The 20,696-nt window shown below is 48.0% G+C and carries 17 protein-coding genes; 16 read left to right on the top strand and 1 reads right to left on the bottom strand.

From position 1 onward, the window contains the following. Positions 1-326 precede the first annotated feature (326 nt). Complete coding sequence (locus tag AB3Y94_RS01730; protein WP_367294860.1) at positions 327-1,046, bottom strand: HAD family hydrolase; 720 nt, start codon at positions 1,044-1,046, stop codon at positions 327-329. Between the two features lie 237 nt (positions 1,047-1,283). Here AB3Y94_RS01730 and rpsB point away from each other — a divergent pair, with 237 nt between their 5' ends. The 16 genes from rpsB (at position 1,284) to infB (ending at position 20,677) form a co-directional block, all read left to right on the top strand. Further along, positions 1,284-2,087 (top strand): 30S ribosomal protein S2, encoded by an 804-nt coding sequence (gene rpsB, locus AB3Y94_RS01735; RefSeq protein WP_367294861.1) that lies wholly within the window; start codon positions 1,284-1,286, stop codon positions 2,085-2,087. Positions 2,088-2,237: 150 nt separating this feature from the next. Next, the gene (tsf, locus tag AB3Y94_RS01740; RefSeq protein ID WP_367294862.1) at positions 2,238-3,122 is read left to right on the top strand and encodes a translation elongation factor Ts; all 885 of its coding nucleotides are present in this window, start codon (positions 2,238-2,240) and stop codon (positions 3,120-3,122) included. Between the two features lie 211 nt (positions 3,123-3,333). Next, complete coding sequence (gene pyrH / locus AB3Y94_RS01745) at positions 3,334-4,056, top strand: UMP kinase (protein WP_125681083.1); 723 nt, start codon at positions 3,334-3,336, stop codon at positions 4,054-4,056. A 1-nt stretch (position 4,057) separates the two neighbouring features. Then, positions 4,058-4,615, top strand: a complete 558-nt coding sequence (gene frr / locus AB3Y94_RS01750) for a ribosome recycling factor (RefSeq protein WP_367294863.1) — start codon at positions 4,058-4,060, stop codon at positions 4,613-4,615. 26 nt (positions 4,616-4,641) lie between these two features. Next, entirely contained in the window at positions 4,642-5,064 is a 423-nt protein-coding gene (locus AB3Y94_RS01755) for a hypothetical protein (protein WP_125681087.1), read from the top strand. Between the two features lie 103 nt (positions 5,065-5,167). Continuing rightward, the gene (locus AB3Y94_RS01760) at positions 5,168-5,956 is read left to right on the top strand and encodes an isoprenyl transferase (RefSeq protein WP_225428373.1); all 789 of its coding nucleotides are present in this window, start codon (positions 5,168-5,170) and stop codon (positions 5,954-5,956) included. A 23-nt stretch (positions 5,957-5,979) separates the two neighbouring features. After that, positions 5,980-6,768 (top strand): phosphatidate cytidylyltransferase, encoded by a 789-nt coding sequence (locus tag AB3Y94_RS01765; RefSeq protein ID WP_125681091.1) that lies wholly within the window; start codon positions 5,980-5,982, stop codon positions 6,766-6,768. Between the two features lie 94 nt (positions 6,769-6,862). Next, complete coding sequence (rseP, locus tag AB3Y94_RS01770; RefSeq protein ID WP_367294864.1) at positions 6,863-8,140, top strand: RIP metalloprotease RseP; 1,278 nt, start codon at positions 6,863-6,865, stop codon at positions 8,138-8,140. A gap of 35 nt (positions 8,141-8,175) precedes the next feature. Next, positions 8,176-9,885 (top strand): proline--tRNA ligase, encoded by a 1,710-nt coding sequence (locus AB3Y94_RS01775; RefSeq protein WP_367294865.1) that lies wholly within the window; start codon positions 8,176-8,178, stop codon positions 9,883-9,885. A gap of 105 nt (positions 9,886-9,990) precedes the next feature. After that, the gene (locus tag AB3Y94_RS01780; protein ID WP_367294866.1) at positions 9,991-14,322 is read left to right on the top strand and encodes a PolC-type DNA polymerase III; all 4,332 of its coding nucleotides are present in this window, start codon (positions 9,991-9,993) and stop codon (positions 14,320-14,322) included. Positions 14,323-15,429: 1,107 nt separating this feature from the next. Next, complete coding sequence (locus tag AB3Y94_RS01785) at positions 15,430-15,705, top strand: hypothetical protein (RefSeq protein WP_125681099.1); 276 nt, start codon at positions 15,430-15,432, stop codon at positions 15,703-15,705. Positions 15,706-15,831: 126 nt separating this feature from the next. After that, a complete protein-coding gene (gene rimP / locus AB3Y94_RS01790) occupies positions 15,832-16,305 on the top strand; it encodes a ribosome maturation factor RimP (protein WP_367294867.1) in 474 nt (157 codons plus the stop codon). Between the two features lie 22 nt (positions 16,306-16,327). Further along, a complete protein-coding gene (nusA, locus tag AB3Y94_RS01795) occupies positions 16,328-17,557 on the top strand; it encodes a transcription termination factor NusA (protein ID WP_367294868.1) in 1,230 nt (409 codons plus the stop codon). A 27-nt stretch (positions 17,558-17,584) separates the two neighbouring features. Then, a complete protein-coding gene (locus tag AB3Y94_RS01800; RefSeq protein ID WP_125681105.1) occupies positions 17,585-17,881 on the top strand; it encodes an RNase P modulator RnpM in 297 nt (98 codons plus the stop codon). Next, positions 17,874-18,176 carry a ribosomal L7Ae/L30e/S12e/Gadd45 family protein gene (locus AB3Y94_RS01805; protein ID WP_125681107.1) on the top strand — a complete coding sequence of 101 codons (303 nt, stop codon included), beginning with the start codon at positions 17,874-17,876 and terminating at the stop codon, positions 18,174-18,176. The genes AB3Y94_RS01800 and AB3Y94_RS01805 overlap by 8 nt, the downstream gene beginning before the upstream one ends. Before the next feature lie 47 nt (positions 18,177-18,223). After that, positions 18,224-20,677, top strand: a complete 2,454-nt coding sequence (gene infB / locus AB3Y94_RS01810) for a translation initiation factor IF-2 (RefSeq protein WP_367294869.1) — start codon at positions 18,224-18,226, stop codon at positions 20,675-20,677. Positions 20,678-20,696 lie beyond the last annotated feature (19 nt).

Here is a 20,696-nt window from a genome sequence, read left to right on the forward strand (position 1 = left end):
GCTCGCCGCCATCAATGGTAATTAGAGTTGAGCAGCAGAAACAGGCCTGAGAACTTTCTCAGGCCTGTTTGAGTTAGCCAAATGGTGTGCAATTTAAGCGGAGGTGGCCAGAGACGGGGCTGGCCGTGAAAATATCGTCAGCTGGCGTACTTTGTTAGCTGGCGATATGGGTAGACAGGTGGGCTTCGTGGCTTCAAAGCGAGGAAGCGTCCCCACGGCAGGCCCCGGCCCTGGGCGCCGCAGCGCGATCATGTTAGTTCATTTGATAGCAGACAACAAAAAACGACCTTCTCAATAAATTGAGAAAGTCGCATTGATTAAGTTTCCTAAAATTCAGGAACGGCACTCAATGCCAGTAATAAATCTTGTAACTCTAAGGCGTTGCCAACCGTTTGGTCAGGAATCCACTCACCATCTGGAATTTCCAGGTTACGGTGATTAAACCAAAAGGCATGCCAACCAGCCTTTTTGGCGGCTTTGACGTCCATACTGTAACAATCACCGACGTAAGCCACTTCGCTAGCCCGCAGGCCTAAACGTCGGTTCATCATGGTAAAAATTTGCGGATCGGGTTTTTCCACGCCAGCATCCTCTGAAGTGAGGATGGCTTCACGATCAATCCAGCGATGCATTTGCAACCGCATCACTTTTGCCAATTGGTGTTGCGTTTTACCATTGGTAATAATGCCCAGTTGGAATTGGGAGTGGAGGCGGTCAAGGGCCGTCTTTAGTCCGGGGAAGAGTTCAATATGATTCAGGCCATGGGTGTAAGCTTGCTCAAAATCTAACGCTTGGGCCGTCGTTACACCTGGTAAGTTTTGTTGCTGAAGCGCAATATTTAACCGGTTAACGGCCATTTCCTCACGCGACCAGCGACCGCTGGCAACCTCAGCATAGGCTTGCATGCTTTGCTGCCGATAGGACTGAAAAATTGGGTCTAGATCATAGTCAGCTGGTAACTGTAACTGTGTCCGTAAAGCCGCTACAAACGGGGCTTTTTGGTCATAGAGCGTGTCATCGACATCGAAGACGACCGCTTTTATCATGTTCGTTCCTCCTCATGTAAGTCCTAAGCAGTTTACCACAACTAGCATTTTTTTCCAATTTAATGCAAAACTTTCACGTTTTTCCTTGTGTTAGGGCCTGCGATTTTGTATAATAACTTTCGGTGCGTATGCGCCAATTCACACCTTGCGTGATGACTGGAGGGGTGCTCGCTAGCGAGTTCTCTGGTCAAATGAGCGTGGGGGAGGAAATCAAAAACTATTTGGAGGCATTTTATCATGGCTGTTATTTCAATGAAACAACTGCTCGAAGCCGGTGTCCACTTTGGTCACCAAACCCGTCGTTGGAACCCTAAGATGAAGCAATACATCTTCACGGAACGTAACGGTATCTACATCATCGACTTACAAAAGACGGTGAAGTTGATCGACGCTGCTTACAACTACATGAAGGACGAAGCTGCAAAGGGCGCCGTTGTTCTGTTTGTTGGTACGAAGAAGCAAGCTCAAGATTCTATCGAAGAAGAAGCTACCCGTGCTGGTCAGTACTACGTTAACCACCGTTGGTTAGGTGGGACTTTGACCAACTGGGAAACCATCCAAACTCGGATCAAGCGTCTTAAAGATTTGAAGAAGATGGCTACTGACGGTACTTTTGATGTTCTTCCTAAGAAGGAAGTTTCCTTACTTAAGAAGTCACAAGACAAGTTGGAACGTTTCTTAGGTGGTATCGAAGACATGCCTAAGCTGCCTGACGTTATGTTTATCGTTGACCCTCGCAAGGAACAAATCGCTGTTCACGAAGCACAAAAGTTGAACATTCCGATCGTTGCTATGGTTGATACGAACACTGACCCAGATGAAATTGACGTGGTTATCCCATCTAACGATGACGCTATCCGTGCCGTTCGTCTGATTACTTCTAAGATGGCTGATGCTATCGTTGAAGGCCGTCAGGGTGAAGACCAAGTTAACGAAAAGACCTTTGAAGGTCAAAAGTCTGATGCCGCTAAGGGCGACAAGAAGACCGCTGACAACTCAATGGAAAGCATCGTTAACGCTGTCGAAGGCGACAACAAGTAATTAAATGCAAGGTAGCGGGTTAACTGCTACTTTCCAAATATAGATTTAAAGCACCTTAGGCTGGCTTAATGTTTAGGACCGATAATGGCCTGAGATTGAGTCAGTCTTTTTTGGTGAATTAGATGAAATGACAAAAGGAGGCCATTACACATGGCAAGCAAAATCACTGCGGCACAAGTAAAAGAATTACGGGACAAGACCCAAGTTGGGATGATGGATGCTAAGAAGGCTCTGGTTGCTTCTGAAGGCGATATGGACAAAGCCATCGACTTCTTACGTGAAAAAGGTATCGCTAAGGCTAAGAAGAAGAGTGGCAACGTTGCTGCTAACGGTTTAGCTCGGGTGAAGGTTGACGGTAACACCGCCGCTATCATCGAAGTGAACTCAGAAACTGACTTCGTTGCAACCAACGACACCTTTAACGGTTTAGTTGACTTAGTTGCTGACACGATTGCTGCTAAGCAACCAGCTGACTTGGACGCAGCTTTAGCTTTACCAACAGCTGATGGGTCAACGATCAACGAAGAAATTGTTAAGACGACGCAAGTTACCAGTGAAAATGTGCAATTACGTCGTTTCGCTATCGAAAAGAAGACGGACAGCCAAGTATTTGGTTCATACCTACACCAAGGTGGCCAAATTGCTGCTTTAGTTGTCTTGGAAGGCGCTGATGAAGCAACTGCTAAGGACGTTGCAATGCACGTTGCTGCTATCAACCCTGAATTTGTTTCTCGCGATGACATTCCTGCTGACCGTTTAGCTCACGAACGTGAAGTCTTGAAGCAAGAAGCTCTGAACGAAGGCAAGCCTGAAAAGATCGTCGAAAAGATGGTCGAAGGCCGTTTACACAAGTTCTTGTCAGAAATCAGCTTAGCTGACCAACCATTCGTTAAAGATGGCGACCAAACTGTTAGCCAATTCGTTGCTAGCAAGGGTGGCAAGTTAGTCAACTTTGTTCGTTACGAAGTTGGTGAAGGAATCGAAAAGCCAACGGTTGATCTGGCTAAAGAAGTTCATGACCAAATCAACGGTTAATTTTTTGAAGAAAAGCGTAGATTCCGCTCGGAAACTACGCTTTTTTGTTAGCTTCACGGGTGGTGTGCCGGTTAGTGATTGATTAAGGGCTACCCACATTTCAGAAATACAGCAAGAATTGTAAGGAAAATGGGTAATTCATCGCCCGTGACTATCACTAGCCCTGGGTTTATGATAGAATTATTGTCAGAATACAATAGGAGGAAACACAATGGCGGACGTAAAGTATAAACGGATTATGCTGAAGCTCAGCGGTGAAGCTTTAGCCGGGGATAAGGGATTTGGCATTAATCCGCCAGTAATTAAAACCGTAGCGGAAGAGGTCAAGGATGTCTACAATTTGGGCATCCAAATCGCTATTGTGGTTGGTGGTGGAAACATGTGGCGTGGCGTGTCCGGTGAACAGATGGGCATGGAACGGGCCCAAGCTGACTACATTGGCATGTTAGCAACCATCATGAACGCGTTAGCACTCCAGGACAATCTGGAATCAATCGGGGTCCCAACGCGGGTACAAACTTCTATCGAAATGCGCCAGATTGCAGAACCTTACATCCGGCGCAAGGCCATTCGTCACCTGGAAAAGGAACGGGTCGTTATCTTTGCCGGTGGGACTGGTAGCCCATACTTTTCTACGGATACAACGGCAGCATTGCGAGCAGCTGAAATCAACGCCGATGCCATCTTGATGGCTAAGAACGGGGTCGATGGTATTTACTCAGCCGATCCTAACAAGGACCCAGATGCTGTTAAGTTTGACCAACTGACACAATTAGACATCATTAACAAGGGCTTACACGTGATGGACACAACGGCAAGCTCACTTTCAATGGACAATGATATCCCATTCGTCGTTTTCAACCTGAACAAGCAAGGTAATATTCGCAAGGTTGTTGAGGGCGAAAATATCGGGACAACAGTAAGGGGTAAATAATATGGCAGATCAGATAATTACAACTGCACAAGATAAAATGAAGAAGGCTGAAGAAGCCCTGAAACGTGAATTGGGAACGATTCGTGCCGGTCGGGCCAACGCCAGCATCTTGAACCGGGTCATGGTCAACTACTACGGCGCTCAAACGCCATTGAACCAAGTGGCTGCCATTACGATTCCAGAACCACGGATTTTGATGGTGACGCCTTACGACAAGTCTGCCTTGGAAGACATCGAGAAGGGCATCATGGAATCCGATGTTGGGATTACACCAGCTAATGACGGAACGGCTATTCGTTTGGTCATCCCACAATTAACCGAAGAACGGCGTAAAGAGATCGCCAAGACGGTTAAGTCCAAGGCTGAGGAGGGCAAAGTCGCTGTCAGAAATGTTCGGCGTGATGCAATGGACGCTGTTAAGAAGGGCCATAAGAATGGCGACTATACTGATGACGACCTGCACAACCTGGAAGATCAAGTTCAGAAGGTTACCGACAAGGCCATCAAGGGCGTTGACGCAATCGCCGCTGACAAGGAAAAAGAAGTTTTAACTGACTAAAACCAACTGAGAAGGAGCGCTTAAAAATGGCAGAAGAAAACGAAAACAACCAAGACAACATGGAAATCACCCCAGGTTCTAAGGAATTTGGGAAAATGGTCTTTCGGCTGAACAACGCGGTTAATGCTGAAAATGTTTCAGTATTGAACTACAACGGTGCCGAACTTGAACAAATTCAGGAAGGCGTATACGCCCAACCCGCTTTTGTGAGTGATGATTTCAACTTGTTCTTTGTCATTACGCAATTGATCGGTGATGACTGGATTATTTCTTTCTCCAAGGCAACCATCGAAAATGGCAACGAAATTACCGATTTGGGCGACCCATTACCAACTGGGGAAGGCCTGAATCTCTTGGGTGAAGTTAGCGCCGACGATGCTAACAACCTGTTGAGCTACTTTGGCACTTTAGTTGATGCCAAGCGTGGTGAATGGCGGTTAATTGAGTAAGCCGGTCAAAAAACTAAATTTTTGCTCAATTTAGGGGCCGGGATAGTTTCCCGGTCCTTTTTTTGTTATGATGAGAGGTTGTAAAGACCAATGGAGGTGCGCCGTGTTTTCTTTTTTAAATAAGGATCAAACTACAGGTGAAGTTGAAGAACGGCAATTAGATGAGACCAATATTCCCGCTCACGTTGCCATTATTATGGATGGTAATGGTCGTTGGGCTCAGCAACGCCATTTACCGCGAATTGCGGGTCACAAACAGGGCATGAATACTGTTAAAACGGTGGCAATGGCTGCTAGTAATCTTGGGGTCAAAGTCTTGACCTTGTACGCTTTTTCTACTGAAAATTGGAAACGGCCGTCAGCAGAAGTTAATTATCTGATGAAGTTGCCCGTCGACTTCTTTGGGACGTTCGTGCCTGATTTGGTGAAAAATAATATCCGCGTCAAAGTCATGGGGTACACTGATCAGTTGCCAGCGGCAACGCAAAAGGCGGTCAACGATGCGATTGCGGATACCAAAGATTGTACCGGAATGGTGTTGAACTTTGCCTTAAATTATGGCGGGCGTGCTGAGATTGTCACGGCTGTTCAAAAGCTGGCTGAACAGGTGCAAACTGGTCAGTTGACTGCCACTGATATTGATGATGACGCCATCGACCGAGAATTGATGACGGCTGATTTGGGCGAACTACGGGACCCCGATCTTTTGATTCGGACGAGTGGTGAAGAACGACTCTCTAATTTCATGCTCTGGCAGGTGGCCTACAGTGAGTTTGTCTTCACCCAGCAACACTGGCCAGATTTTGATCAAACGGCGTTAGAACAAGCAATTTATGAGTATCAACAGCGTCACCGTCGTTTTGGTGGGTTAGCCACCGACAACACGAAATAAAATTGAATTGAGGAGCTTGTGAAATGAGACAACGGGTTATTACAGCAGTTGTTGCGTTGATTATCTTTATTCCCATTATCATTGCTGGGGGTATCTGGGTAGATATCGCGGCCGTTGCTTTAGGGTTAGTAGCACTTTCTGAAGTGCTGATCATGCGGAAGAAACTTTTGGTCAGTCCAGAGGCTTGGATTTCTGGAATTGGGATCATTGCGGTGATTGCCCCCACGAGTTGGTGGGATTGGTTACCCAGTTATTTAAATCCTTGGTACATCGTTTACCTATTTGTCCTGCTATTATTGTTGCGGACGGTGGTTTCCAAGAACCGGTTCTCATTCGACGATGCCGGCGTGATTACCTTGAGCATGTTATACATCGGAATTGGGTTCCACTTCTTTATTGAAGCTAGAGGCGTTGGCTTGGTGGCCTTATTGTACGCGCTCTTCATTGTTTGGACGACGGACTCTGGTGCCTACATGATTGGACGTAAGATTGGGAAAAATAAATTAGCGCCCCACATCAGCCCTAACAAGACCTGGGAAGGCTCAATTGGTGGGACGCTGGTCGCAACCATCGTTGGAACCATCTTCTGGTACTTCTACCCAATTGGGAACTTTAACTTGGGAATCATGATTTTATTGACGCTGATTTTCTCCGTTACCGGTCAGTTTGGCGACCTGGTTGAGTCTGCTTTGAAACGGTATTACGGTGTTAAGGATTCGGGTAAGATTTTACCTGGACATGGTGGTATTTTGGATCGGTTCGATAGTTTATTGTTAGTTCTTCCCGTCATTCACCTCTTTGGGTTGATCTAAGTCTAGCTGTTCGCTTGCGTCTCAGCGGGTCGTTAAGGTATGCTAGGGAGCAGGTAAAAAACAACGAACAGTACTTGAAGAAGGGACGACATCTGTGATTACAACGATTATTACCTTTATCATTGTTTTTGGGATTTTGGTAATCGTGCATGAGTTTGGGCACTTTTACTTTGCCAAGCGAGGCGGTATCCTGGTTCGGGAGTTCTCTATCGGGATGGGTCCCAAACTGGTCTATCACCGGGGAAAGGATGGCACGACTTATACGTTGCGCCTCCTCCCCGTCGGTGGGTACGTCCGCATGGCGGGTGCTGAAGACGACGAAGAAGAATTGAAACCTGGAACACCCGTTAGCCTCTACGTTGGGGATGACGAGAAGGTTCAACGCATTAATACCAGTAAAAAGTCGACGTTGTTCAACGGTATTCCGTTGGAAGTAACGGGCACTGATTTGGAAGAAGAACTCTGGATTGAGGGTTACGAGAATGGCGACGAATCCGAAGTCAAGCGCTATTCAGTGGCTCACGACGCTACAATTATAGAAAGTGACGGCACTGAGCTGCAAATTGCGCCGAAGGACGTTCAATTTCAATCCGCTTCTTTGGGCCGTCGTTTGATGACCAACTTTGCTGGACCGATGAACAACATCTTTTTGGCAATCATTGCCTACATGTTGATGGCCTTCGTGCAGGGTGGTGTGCCCATGGGCACTAACCAGGTTACGGTGGCAAGTTCACCGGTCTCGGTGGCACAAAAAGCCGGCATTAAGACTAATGACAAGATTATGGCAGTTGATGGCAAGAAGACCAGTAGTTGGACTGATCTGAGTACCGCTATTCAACCCCGGGCCAACCAGAAGACCACGTTAACGATCAAACGGGGGTCAACGACGAAACAAATCGTGTTGAAACCAGCTGGTCAAAAGTCCAATGGGAAGACTGTCGGGATGATTGGTATCACTCAGGCACAGAATAAACACGTAGGAGCCATCCTGGCTTCTGGCTTTACACAGACTTGGATGATGACCAAGACCTTGTTAGGTGCGCTCTGGAGTATGGTTTCTGGCCATTTTAGTTTGAACGATTTGGGTGGTCCGGTGGCCATCTTTGCGACGACTTCTCAAGCCACCAAGTTTGGGATGGTTGGGGTGCTGAACTTCTTGGCTTTCCTATCGATCAACTTGGCAATTGTCAATTTAATCCCAATTCCAGCCCTAGATGGTGGTAAAATATTATTAAACATAATTGAGGCCATCCGACGCAAGCCGCTTTCAGAAAACGTGGAAGCTGGGATTACGCTGGTTGGAGTGGGGTTCTTAGTTCTACTGATGTTGCTAGTCACGTGGAACGATATTGAACGCTTCTTCATTCATTAACAGAATTAAGACGTCACTAGAAGGGAATATTTGCTATGAAACAATCACAACTACTCATTCCGACACTGAAAGAGGTGCCCAATGATGCAGAAGCTCTCAGTCATCAAATGATGCTGCGGGCCGGGTACGTTCGCCAGGTTACGGCCGGGATGTACGCTTACTTGCCACTCGCTTACCGTGTGTTGATGAACATTGAAACGATCATCCGTGAGGAAATGGAAAAGGTGGGGGCCGTTGAAATGTTGATGCCCGCAGTCTTACCAGCCTCACTCTGGAAGGAATCGGGTCGTTATGACACTTATGGCGACAATTTATTCAAGTTTAAGAATCGACACGACAGTGACTTTATCCTTGCACCAACGCACGAAGAAACCTTCACGATGCTGGTGCGTGACTCAATTAAGTCATACAAGAAGCTGCCCCTAGTGATGTACCAAATTCAACCTAAGTATCGGGACGAAGAGCGTCCTCGTTACGGGTTACTTCGTGGCCGCGAATTCATCATGAAGGATGCTTACTCCTTCTCAATTAACAACGAAGACTTGGACCGAATCTACGGTCAAATGGAACAAGCTTACCAAAACATCTTCGACCGAATTGGCTTAAACTACCGCGGTATCGTGGGTGATGGTGGTGCCATGGGTGGCTCAGATTCCAAGGAATTTTCTGCCATTGCTCCAATTGGGGAAGACACCATTGTTTATTCTGATTCTTCGGATTACGCAGCTAACTTGGAAATGGCTAAGAGTCTCTTCATCAGCAAGAAGTCTCACGCACCATTGGCCGATTTGGAAAAAATCGAAACGCCGGGTGCGCACACGATTGATGAAGTTGCCGAATTCTTGGATGTTAAGTCATCAACCTTGGTCAAAAGTATGTTGTACGTAGCTGATGAACAACCTGTCATGGTACTGGTTCGTGGTGATCACCAAGTCAATGAAACCAAGCTCAAGAACTTCTTGGATGCTGATTTCTTAGACCCGGCAACGCCAGAACAGGCCCAACAGTTCTTAGGCGCCAACTTTGGTTCCTTGGGTCCCGTTGGGGTTAGTGAAGACGTGAAAATTTTAGCTGACCAATATGTGGGTGATATGGTCAACATCGTTGTTGGTGCTGATGAAGATGAACACCATTACATTAACGCCAACATTGACCGAGATTTTCGGATCGATGCTTACGGAGATTTCCATGACGTCCAACCAGGGGACCTGTCACCAGATGGTTCCGGTGTCCTGAAGTTTACTAAGGGAATCGAAATCGGGCACATTTTCAAGTTGGGAACGCGGTACTCTGATTCATTGGGCGCAACCGTTCTCGACGAGGGTGGCCGGCAAAAGCCAGTCATCATGGGTTGTTATGGAATTGGTGTGAGTCGGTTACTCTCCGCCGTTGCTGAGCAACAAGCCGATGAAAATGGGTTGGTTTGGCCGCGTAATATTGCGCCATTCGACATTCACCTGGTACCAGTCAACCTGAAGAAGGAAGACCAAGCCAATCTGACTGAAGAATTGGAGAAGCAGTTAACGGCCAAAGGGTACCAGGTCTTGACCGATGACCGGAAAGAACGGCCAGGCGTCAAGTTCGCTGATTCCGACTTAATGGGGATTCCTGTCCGCATTACCATCGGTAAGAAGGCTGGCGAAGGAATCGTTGAGATTAAGATTCGTAAGACCGGTGAGACCGTTGAAGTCATTAAAGACGAAGTTGCCAGTACCGTTGAGATCCTTTTCAAAGATATTGACTAAGTTTACCGTAAAGACCAGCATTCACGGCTGGTCTTTTTCTAACGACACATGCGATGGTGTCCGGTTAGTCGGGCCATCGTTCAATGAGATGAAAGGAGTTTCCTCGTGGACGAAGATCGCCATGCTTTATTTGAAAAATTATTACAACAACTAGACCTCACGGAAATGGCTGATCAGCCGTACTATCAAACGGCGACCATTGACCATTTGACCGTACACGAACAGTCACGCCGGTGGCACTTTTTCTTGAAGATGTCGACTATTTTACCATTCACCGCTTTTGTTGATTTCCACAATCACTTACAGGTGGCTTTCCGCGAAATTGCGATGGTTGAGGCCACCATTGAAGTGGCTGAACCTGAATTGACGAGCCGCTTATTGGGAGATTACTGGGAATGGATCATCAAGAATAGTGGTTTAACGGGTAACTTGGTTCAGGAACTATGTCAGTCACAAGTGCCAGAACTGGATAGTGATGGTCGGGTTCTGCTGTACGCACAGAACGAGGTGGTTAAGGATTTCCTGACTAATCAGGCCCTAGGGCCAATTGAAGATAGCTACGTGGATGCTGGTTTCCCTAAGTTCAATATCCACGTCATGGTAGATGAATCACGGTCGCAGGCTAAGATTGATGAGTTTAAAGCCCGTCAGGAGAAGACGGATGCCCAGTTGGCTCAACAAGCGGCTGTTGCCATTGAGAAAGCTAATCAGAGGCGACAGGAGGATGTCCCGGCTGCCAGTGGGCCCACTCAGATTGGTCGTCAAATCAAGGGTGACCAGCCAACGTTACGGATGGTAGATATTACCCAAGAGGAACGGTCCGTCATTGTTGAAGGGTATATCTTCGACAAGGAAGTTCGGAAATTGCGGTCCGGTCGCCAGTTATTGACAATCAAAATTACCGATTATACATCGTCCATTTCCGTCAAGAAATTCTCGAAGGGTGCTGAAGACGAGGCCCAATTTGCTGGTATTGAAGAGGGTAGCTGGGTCAAAGTACGTGGGAGCGTTCAAGAGGACAGCTACGTTCGAGACCTCGTTTTGACGGCGTATGATATTAACCAAGTTAAGCACGCCACGCGTCAGGACACTGCACCAGAGGGTGAAAAACGGGTGGAGCTTCATCTACACACGACCATGAGCCAGATGGACGCTACCAACCCGATTGGCGATTACGTCAGTCAAGCTAAAAAGTGGGGCATGCCCGCACTAGCCATTACAGATCACGCTGACCTTCAAGGGTTCCCGGCAGCATTTAATGCGGGGGCTAAGGCTGGCGTAAAGATGCTCTACGGGGTTGAGGCTAACCTGGTGGACGATGGGGTACCAATTGGATACAACAGCGCTCACGAGCCGTTAGACGGTGCAACGTACGTGGTCTTTGACGTGGAAACGACGGGACTATCTGCCATCTATGACAAAGTTATTGAATTGTCAGCCGTCAAAATGCAACACAAGAACGTAGTTGACCAATTTGAGGAATTTATTGATCCCGGTTTCCCATTGTCTGAACAGACGACGAACCTGACGAGTATCACGGATGATATGGTAGCTGGATCGAAGTCTGAAGAAGAGGTCTTCAAACTCTTCCGAGAATTCTGTGGCGACGCAATTATTGTCGGCCATAACGTCACGTTTGACGTGGGATTCATGAACACTGGGTATAAACGCCATGGGATGCCGGAAATTCCTAACCCCATCATTGATACGTTGACGCTAGCGCGCTTTCTGTACCCAACTCTGAAGAGTTACCGGTTGAACACACTGGCCAAGCGGTTCCACGTTAGCTTGGAGCATCATCACCGGGCCGTCTACGATGCGGAGTCGACTGGTCATCTGAACTACCTATTCTTGAAGGATGCAGAGGAACGCTACGACATTCAGTATCACGACCAGCTGAACGATCACATGACCGATAACGATGCGTACAAGCACGCGCGGCCGAGTCATGCGATTCTAATTGCGAAGACGCAGGCTGGCTTGAAAAACATGTTCAAGCTAGTCTCGGCATCTAACGTCGACTACTACTACCGGGTGCCCCGGGTGCCCCGTAGTGTACTCGACCACTATCGTGATGGCATCATCGTGGGTTCTGCCTGTTCATCGGGTGAGGTCTTCACGGCCATGATGCAAAAGGGCCAGGTCGAAGCTGCCGCCAAGGCAAAGTACTACGACTATTTGGAAGTCCAACCCAAGGCGGCTTACCAGCCGTTGATTGATTCTGGATTGATTGCTGATGAGGCGAACCTGGAAGAAATTGTGGGGAACATGGTCAAGCTGGGTCATGACTTGAATAAGCCGGTGGTTGCCACCGGGGACGTTCACTACTTGAATCCAGAGGACTACATTTACCGGAAGATCCTGATTCACTCGCAGGGGGGCGCCAATCCGCTCAACCGACAGGAATTGCCAGATGCTCACTTCATGACGACGGACGAAATGCTGAAGGACTTTGCTTATTTGGGTGAAGAAACAGCCAAAGAAATCGTGGTCACCAACACCCAGCAGATTGCCAATGATGTGGATGATGTTCATCCATTGAAAGATAAGCTCTACACGCCACGGATGGAGGGGGCCGAAGATGAAATCCGGCAACGAACCATGGATACCGCTCATGCGTGGTACGGAGACCCGCTACCTGAATTGGTACAACATCGAGTGGACCGGGAATTGAAGTCGATCATTGGAAACGGATTCTCTGTGATCTACTTGATTGCCCAACGACTAGTAGCTAAGTCCAATAAGGATGGTTACTTGGTTGGGTCTCGGGGGTCCGTTGGATCCAGTGTGGTCGCAACGTTTACGGGAATCACTGAGGTGAACCCTCTGCCACCCCACTACCGTTGTCCCAAGTGTCAGTATTCTCATTTCTATACCAAAGGGGAATATAGTTCTGGGTACGATTTACCGGAAAAGGATTGTCCGAACTGTGGGACGCTCATGATTGGTGACGGTCATAACATTCCTTTCGAAACTTTCTTGGGATTCAAAGGGAACAAGGTCCCCGATATTGATTTGAACTTCTCTGGGGACTATCAACCAATCGCCCATAACTATACTAAGGTGTTGTTCGGTGAGAAGAACGTGTACCGGGCCGGAACGATCGGTACCGTGGCCGACAAGACGGCTTACGGGTACGTGAAGGCCTACGAGCGTGATACGGAGCAGACGTTCCGGGGCGCTGAGATCGACCGACTGGCTAAGGGCGCAACCGGGGTCAAGCGGACGACTGGACAACATCCCGCGGGAATCATTGTTGTGCCGGATTACATGGATATTTACGACTTTACGCCGATCCAGTACCCAGCCGATGACCAAAACGCGGCTTGGCAAACGACCCACTTTGATTTCCATTCGATTCACGACAACATTTTAAAAATTGATATTCTGGGACACGATGACCCCACGATGATTCGGACACTGCAAGATTTGTCTGGGGTCGATCCTCAGACGATTCCCATGGATGATCCGGGTGTCATGGCGTTGTTCTCCGGGACAGATTCCTTGGGCGTGACGCCAGAACAGATTCAGTCTAAAACTGGGACGCTCGGTGTGCCTGAATTTGGGACGCGGTTTGTGCGGGGAATGCTCGAAGAAACCCATCCAAAGAACTACTCGCAATTGCTTCAAATTTCTGGTCTGTCTCACGGGACTGACGTGTGGTTGGGTAATGCCGAAGAATTAATTAAAAACGGTACTGCCACCATCGCTAACGTGATTGGGTGCCGGGATAACATCATGACCGACTTAATCAACTTCGGTCTTGATTCCGAAACGTCGTTCCAAGTAATGGAGCACGTGCGGAAGGGCCGAGGGATTCCGGATGAATGGCAGGAGAAGATGAAGGCGACGGACTGTCCGGACTGGTACATTGATTCTTGCTTGAAGATTAAGTACATGTTCCCCCGGGCCCATGCCGCTGCTTACGTGTTAATGGCGTTGCGCGTGGCCTACTTCAAGGTTTATTTCCCAATCATCTACTACGCGGCTTACTTCTCCGTGCGGGCGGATGACTTCGACGTCGTTTCCATGTCTCAGGGGAAAACGGCGGTTAAGGCAGCGATGAAGGCCATCACTGATCAGGGGATGGATGCGTCGACTAAGGATAAAAACTTGTTAACAGTCCTGGAACTGGCCAACGAAATGCTGGAACGGGGTTACAAGTTTAAGATGATTGACCTGGAAAAGTCTGATGCGGCCGATTGGATCATTGACGGTGACACGTTGATTGCACCATTCCAAGCAGCTCCAGGGCTAGGCCTGAACGTTGCCAAGCAAATCGTGGCTGCGCGAAATGATCGGGCGTTCATCTCTAAGGAAGATCTGGCCAAGCGAGGCAAGGTCTCCAAGACCATCATTGACTTTATGACGGAAAATGGTGTGCTGAACGGCTTACCAGATGAAAACCAATTGAGTCTATTTGACGATATGATGTAGCGAACGGTAAACACCGCGACAACATTTGCCGAAGGAAAAGACGTTTGCGGGTTTGTCATAAACGCCACAGAAAGGTTCGACTTAGCAAGCTGCTGAGCCGAGCCTTTTTTGATGTTATTAGGCCAAGAATAGTAAGGCGTTATAGGCTTAAAATTAGTCTCACCGGGCCACCTGCGGCTGTCAGAGATTCCGCCTGCTGTGGGGAACGCCTACGGGCTGAGAAGCGGTCCTTCGGCTCGGTTTGAAGCCTGTAAAACCACCAGTCTCCAAACGCGTCCCACGCTGTAAGCCGAGAATCGGCTAACACCGTCGACACAGCTGGCTCCACCTCTGACAGCCTCCGGTTAAACGTGTTCTTGAAACTAAGCTAGTTTAAAATCCTGAATGACAGCACTTACTCAATATTATTGGCGCTCAACAAGGTAGCCAAGAGTGAGTCAAATTTGTACTAAGCCGTGGAGTCTTCAATTGATTTTCTTGAAAATGTCAACTTGAAGACGTGTTTTGCGGTTTCAAGGGAGGGGTAAGACCGTCTTGGGGTTGGCTTGTCCCGTCCTTTCCATCGCGTTCCAGTCCAAATTTGGTGAACGGTAAGGCTGCAATTTCCCGCTATGTATGCCGAAACCCCAATAGCCAATCCTCGTTGCATCAGGTACGGTGGGTGTTTCAGTGCTTTCGGTTTTTAGCACATATGTTATTTTGAAGTGGATAATCAACGTTACAAGCATTCAGACGACTAATTTGTTACGGCAGTTATCCCAGTGAGAAATGAATCGACTAACGTAGCCGCAGGAGGTCAGGGATGATGGCCACTGTGTCGACGGTGTTAGCTGGTGGGTTACCAGCTTACAGCGCGGGACGGCCTTGGAGACCCGGTGGTTTGCCGGGGCTTCAAGCCGAGGAGAAAGACCGCACTATGGCTTTCCCCGGTCCCCACAGTGGCCGTCATCTCTGGCAGCCGGAGGCGGTCGTAAGCGGTTTGAATCTAATTAAACAAACCATGATAAAATCGCATTGCAAACGCTTACAAAACTGGCAATTCGTGATATACTATGAGTGAGGAATGAAAAGACCATTAATAAACTCTAACGAAAGCGGGTGTTCACCATGCTACGACATTTCGTAAGATTACCAGATGGGTGGATTTTTCTGGCAGGTTATTGTTTGATTGGTTTAGGTTACATTTTGTTCGGCCTCTTGGCCAACGTTGGTGAAGCGACCTTTTTAGCCATGGTGATTGCCTACTTCGTGGTGGCGTTCATCCTGACCCTCATCAAGACGTTTAGTTTGAAGGCAATGAATTCGACGCGACTGAATTTCTTGGTATTTGAATTTATTACAATTGTCGGCTTCGTTTTGCTCCTGCTCACTTGCGAGGCGTAAGTGGTGGAACAGTTGCAATCACGGGGAAACTGTAGTAAAGTTGTGTTTGTAGTTAAACTCGTTTTTAAATGAGTGAGCAGTCAATGCTCACTCTTTTTAATGGAAAAATGTAGGAGGCGGAATTCTTTGAGTACTGTCGTCGAGACCGTGACGGCCTTAGCCCAGCCAATCGTGGCGCAGCATCAGTTTGAGCTAGTTGACGTTGAATTTGTTAAGGAAGGTAAGAGTTGGTACCTGCGGCTCTACATTGATAAGCCCGGTGGTATCAACATCGAGGAATGTGCAATGGTCAGCGACGAGGTGTCCGAAAAAATGGACAGCCTTGATCCAGATCCAATTCCTCAGGCCTACTTCCTGGAGGTATCCTCACCAGGTGCCGAACGACCACTGAAGAAACCGGAAGACTTTGACAAGGCCGTGGGTGATTACATTCACGTCTCCCTCTACCAAAAGATTGGGCAGAGCAAGGTCTATGAAGGAACACTGATGACGTTGACGGATGAGAGCATGGATCTTAAGGTTAATCTGAAGGGCCACATCAAAACCCTGACGATCCCTCGAGATAATATTGCCCAGGCCCGTTTAGCCATCAAGTTCTAACGAATAAGGAGCGAAGCAAAACATGAGTAAAGAATTATTGGGGGCGTTAGACGTCCTAGAAACGGAAAAGGGTATCGATAAGCAGATCGTTATTGACGCTCTGGAAGCCGCTTTAGTTTCTGCATACAAGCGGAACTATGATCAAGCCCAAAACGTTGAAGTCAATTTTGACCCGCGTAAAGGTGATATCCACGTCTTCGCCGTTAAAAAAGTTGTTGATCAGGTCTACGACTCTCGGCTGGAAGTGGGCTTAGATGAAGCACTGACCATCAACAAGGGTTACGAATTAGGTGATGACATTAAATTTGAAGTTACGCCTAAGAACTTTGGTCGGATTGCTGCCCAGACTGCTAAGCAAGTTATCTTGCAACGGGTTCGTGAAGCAGAACGGACAATCATTTACGATCAATACAGCCAATACGAAAATGAAATCGTAACTGGTGAAGTTGAACGCCAAGATTCCCGGTTCGTTTACGTGAGCTTGGGTAAGGTTGAAGCCGTGATGGGTCGTCAGGATCAAATGCCGAACGAAACGTACCGGATCCATGATCGAATCAAGGTCTACGTGACGCGGGTCGAAAACGCTACCAAAGGGCCTCAAGTTTTCGTTAGTCGGACTCACGCTGACTTGTTAAAGCGTTTGTTTGAACAAGAAGTTCCTGAAATTTACGACGGGACGGTTGAAATCATGGCCATTGCGCGTGAAGCCGGTGACCGGGCCAAGGTAGCTGTTCGTTCGAACAACCCGGATATTGACCCCGTGGGAACCAGTGTTGGTCCTCGTGGGCAACGGGTCCAAACCATCGTTAACGAACTTGGTGGCGAAAACATGGATATCGTAGAGTGGACGGATGATGAAGCAAAGTTTATTGCTAACGCGTTAAACCCTGCCGAAGTTTTAGATGTCATTTTTGACCCCAACAACGAACGAGCTTGTGAAGTCGTCGTACCGGACTATCAATTATCCTTAGCTATCGGTAAGCGGGGACAAAATGCTCGTTTAGCCGCTAAGTTGACTGGATATAAGATTGATATTAAATCAGAATCAGAAGCATCTGCTATAATGGAAGCTGATCAGGCAACTACTGATGACGCTACCACGGAAGATGCTGGCGAAGAGGCAAGCGCAACGCCTGATGACGTAACGCCTAGCGAAGCCACGGCTGACGACGTTACACCAGCTGAAGCTGAGGCGTCAGCAGCGGCAGAGCCAACTAGCGACGCCACTGTTGATGATCAGTCTGCAGAATAGTTTACATCTGAAGGAGGGTTAAGACCCATGAAACAACGGAAGATCCCCATGCGCAAGGACATTGTGACCGGGGAAATGGCACCAAAGAAGCAATTGGTCCGGGTCGTTCGCAATCAGGATCAAGAAGTTAGTGTTGATCCTACTGGGAAGCAATCCGGTCGTGGTGCCTACATCTCTTTGGATGTAGACATTGCCAAACGGGCCAAAAAGGAACGGACTTTCGACCATACCTTTGGTGTTAAGATCGATGATCAGTTTTACGACGATTTAATCGCCTACGTTGATCATCAGCAAGCACGGCGGGAATTATTTAACAATGACTAATGCCGAGCAAGCTTTACAATTACTAGGATTGGTCCGGCGAGCAGGTAAACTGGTTACCGGCGAATCCTTCGTTTTAGCCGCTGTGCGGGATTCTTCTGCCAAGTTGGTTTTACTGGCTAGTGATACTGGTAAGAGCAGTCAGAAGCAATTTCGTGACAAGACAACGAGCTACAACGTCCCGTTGAATGAATCATTTACCAAAGACCAGTTGAGCACGGCCATTGGGTCCGCGCGCACGGTCATAGCAATCACCGATCCGGGATTCGTCCGGAAAATGCAACAACTACTTCAGTAGCCACCTGACGTTCCCGTGATCGGCCGAAAATTAAGGAGTGTGAAGATATGGGGAAAAAGCGAATCTATGAACTCGCAAAAGAAATTAACGTCTCCAGTAAACAGATCATTGCGAAAGCCGAAGAAAAGGGCTTTCCGGTGAAAAACCACATGTCAACGCTCGGCGATAACGAGGAACGTCAACTGCGGTCAGCCTTTCAAACTAAGGCTGCAGGGTCCAAACCAGCGGCGAAGCCACAGGCTAAGCAACCGGTTAAGACTGAGGCAGCGCGCCCCACAAACCAGGGTGGTCACACGAAGGGTAACGCTACGACACACCAGAATAATCGTGGGTCACAGGCGTCAACTAATCGGCAGAATAGCCACACCAATGGGAACCAGAGCCAAAACAGAGGTAATGGTAACCAGCAGAACCACAGTACTGGGAACCGGAGCCAAAGTCAGGGAACTGGGAACCAAAATAATCGTAACAATAATAAAAATAATGGCCAGGCCGGGAGTAATCATACTGAACAACATAATTCCGGCACCGGCAGATTTGGTGGAAGTTTGAATAATAATACAAATAATAGCAATGGCCGGCGGAGCAGCAACAATAGTACCAACAGTCGCGGGGGCCGGAATAACCGGAACAACCGTAACCGTCGCCGTAATAACAATAATAATAACCGTTACAAGAAGAATCAACGGATCAAAGACACGAACCAACACAAGGGCGCGCCAGAACGTAAGAACAAGGCCTTGCCAGAAACCTTACTCTATACTGATGGTATGAACGCCCAAGATTTGGCCAAGATCTTGCACCGTTCTTCAGCTGAAATCGTGAAGAAACTCTTTATGTTAGGTGTGATGGTCAACCAAAACCAATCCCTGGATAAGGATACGATTGAAATTTTGGCTGACGACTATGGCATCAAGGCTGAAGAAAAAGTTCAAGTCGATGTTTCTGATATTGATAAGGCCTTTGACGCTGAAATGGCTAACACTGACCACTTAGAATCACGGGCACCAGTTGTCACGATCATGGGTCACGTTGACCATGGTAAGACGACGCTGTTGGACCACTTACGTCATTCTCACATCACTGAAGGCGAAGCTGGTGGGATCACGCAGGCCATTGGTGCCTACCAAGTCCACTACAACGACAAGCTGATCACGTTCTTGGATACCCCAGGACATGCTGCCTTTACTGAAATGCGGGCGCGTGGTGCCGAAATTACCGACATTACTGTGCTGGTGGTTGCCGCTGATGATGGTGTGATGCCACAAACCATCGAAGCCATTCACCATGCGAAGGCCGCTGGAACCCCAATCATCGTGGCGGTCAACAAGATTGATAAGCCGGGTGCTAACCCGAACCACGTCATGGAACAGTTAACGGAATACGAATTGATTCCAGAAGACTGGGGTGGTGACACCATCTTCGTTGAAATCTCAGCGAAGTTTGGGAAGAACATTGATGAGCTGCTCGACATGATCTTGCTACAATCCGAAGTGCTTGAATTGAAGGCTAACCCAGAACAAAATGGTGCTGGGAACGTCATCGAAGCCCGGTTGGACCAAGGTCAAGGTTCCGTTGCCACGTTGCTGGTTCAACAAGGGACCTTACACGTTGGGGATCCAATTGTGGTTGGGAACACCTTCGGGCGAGTCCGGACAATGGCCAACGAACGTGGTCGGCGGATCAAGGATGCCGGTCCATCGACGCCAGTGGAAATCACTGGTTTGAACGATGTACCAGAAGCCGGGGACCGCTTTGTGGTCTTTGACGATGAAAAGACGGCCCGGGCCGCTGGTGAAGAACGGGCTAAGGAAGCCTTAGTCAAGGAACGGGGTAATACGAACCACGTGACCTTGGACAACCTCTTTGATTCCCTTAAAGAAGGCGAAATGAAGGAAGTTGACGTCATCATCAAGGCTGACGTTCAAGGTTCTGTTGAAGCTTTAGCTGGTAGTTTGAAGAAGATCGACGTTTCTGGCGTGCGGGTCAACATTATTCACTCTGCCGTTGGGGCCATCAATGAAAGTGATGTCACATTGGCTGAAGCATCTGACGCCATCATCATTGGATTCAACGTTCGTCCAACACCACAGGCACGTGCCCAAGCCGACAGTGACAAGGTCGACATTCGTTTGCACAACGTCATCTACAACGCCATCGATGAAATCGAAACGGCGATGAAGGGGATGCTGGAACCTACTTACGAAGAAGAAGTTACTGGCCAAATTGAAGTTAAGAACATTTTCCACGCTTCTAAGGTCGGTACCATCGTCGGTGGGATGGTTACTGAAGGTTACGTGACTGCTGACGCTGACGTTCGTTTAATTCGGGACGGCGTGGTTATCTACGAAGGTAAGCTTGGTAGCTTGAAGCGCTTCAAGGATGACGTCAAGCAAGTTAAGATGGGTTATGAATTAGGTTTAACTATCGAGAACTACAACGACATCAAGGTAGACGACGTTATCGAAGCCTATGTGATGAAGGAAGTTCCCGTTAAATAAAAATCGGAGGCAAACGTAA

Source organism: Levilactobacillus yonginensis (assembly GCF_964065165.1).
Lineage (GTDB): Bacteria > Bacillota > Bacilli > Lactobacillales > Lactobacillaceae > Levilactobacillus > Levilactobacillus yonginensis_A.

Excerpts from the sequence above, each read along its gene's own strand:
- pyrH (WP_125681083.1), top strand. The coding sequence starts at position 3,334 with ATGGCGGACGTAAAGTATAAACGGATTATGCTGAAGCTCAGCGGTGAA.
- tsf (WP_367294862.1), top strand. The coding sequence starts at position 2,238 with ATGGCAAGCAAAATCACTGCGGCACAAGTAAAAGAATTACGGGACAAG.
- AB3Y94_RS01765 (WP_125681091.1), top strand. The coding sequence starts at position 5,980 with ATGAGACAACGGGTTATTACAGCAGTTGTTGCGTTGATTATCTTTATT.
- rpsB (WP_367294861.1), top strand. The coding sequence starts at position 1,284 with ATGGCTGTTATTTCAATGAAACAACTGCTCGAAGCCGGTGTCCACTTT.
- nusA (WP_367294868.1), top strand. The coding sequence starts at position 16,328 with ATGAGTAAAGAATTATTGGGGGCGTTAGACGTCCTAGAAACGGAAAAG.
- AB3Y94_RS01755 (WP_125681087.1), top strand. The coding sequence starts at position 4,642 with ATGGCAGAAGAAAACGAAAACAACCAAGACAACATGGAAATCACCCCA.
- AB3Y94_RS01775 (WP_367294865.1), top strand. The coding sequence starts at position 8,176 with ATGAAACAATCACAACTACTCATTCCGACACTGAAAGAGGTGCCCAAT.
- frr (WP_367294863.1), top strand. The coding sequence starts at position 4,058 with ATGGCAGATCAGATAATTACAACTGCACAAGATAAAATGAAGAAGGCT.
- infB (WP_367294869.1), top strand. The coding sequence starts at position 18,224 with ATGGGGAAAAAGCGAATCTATGAACTCGCAAAAGAAATTAACGTCTCC.
- AB3Y94_RS01805 (WP_125681107.1), top strand. The coding sequence starts at position 17,874 with ATGACTAATGCCGAGCAAGCTTTACAATTACTAGGATTGGTCCGGCGA.
- AB3Y94_RS01730 (WP_367294860.1), bottom strand. The coding sequence starts at position 1,046 with ATGATAAAAGCGGTCGTCTTCGATGTCGATGACACGCTCTATGACCAA.
- AB3Y94_RS01785 (WP_125681099.1), top strand. The coding sequence starts at position 15,430 with ATGCTACGACATTTCGTAAGATTACCAGATGGGTGGATTTTTCTGGCA.
- AB3Y94_RS01800 (WP_125681105.1), top strand. The coding sequence starts at position 17,585 with ATGAAACAACGGAAGATCCCCATGCGCAAGGACATTGTGACCGGGGAA.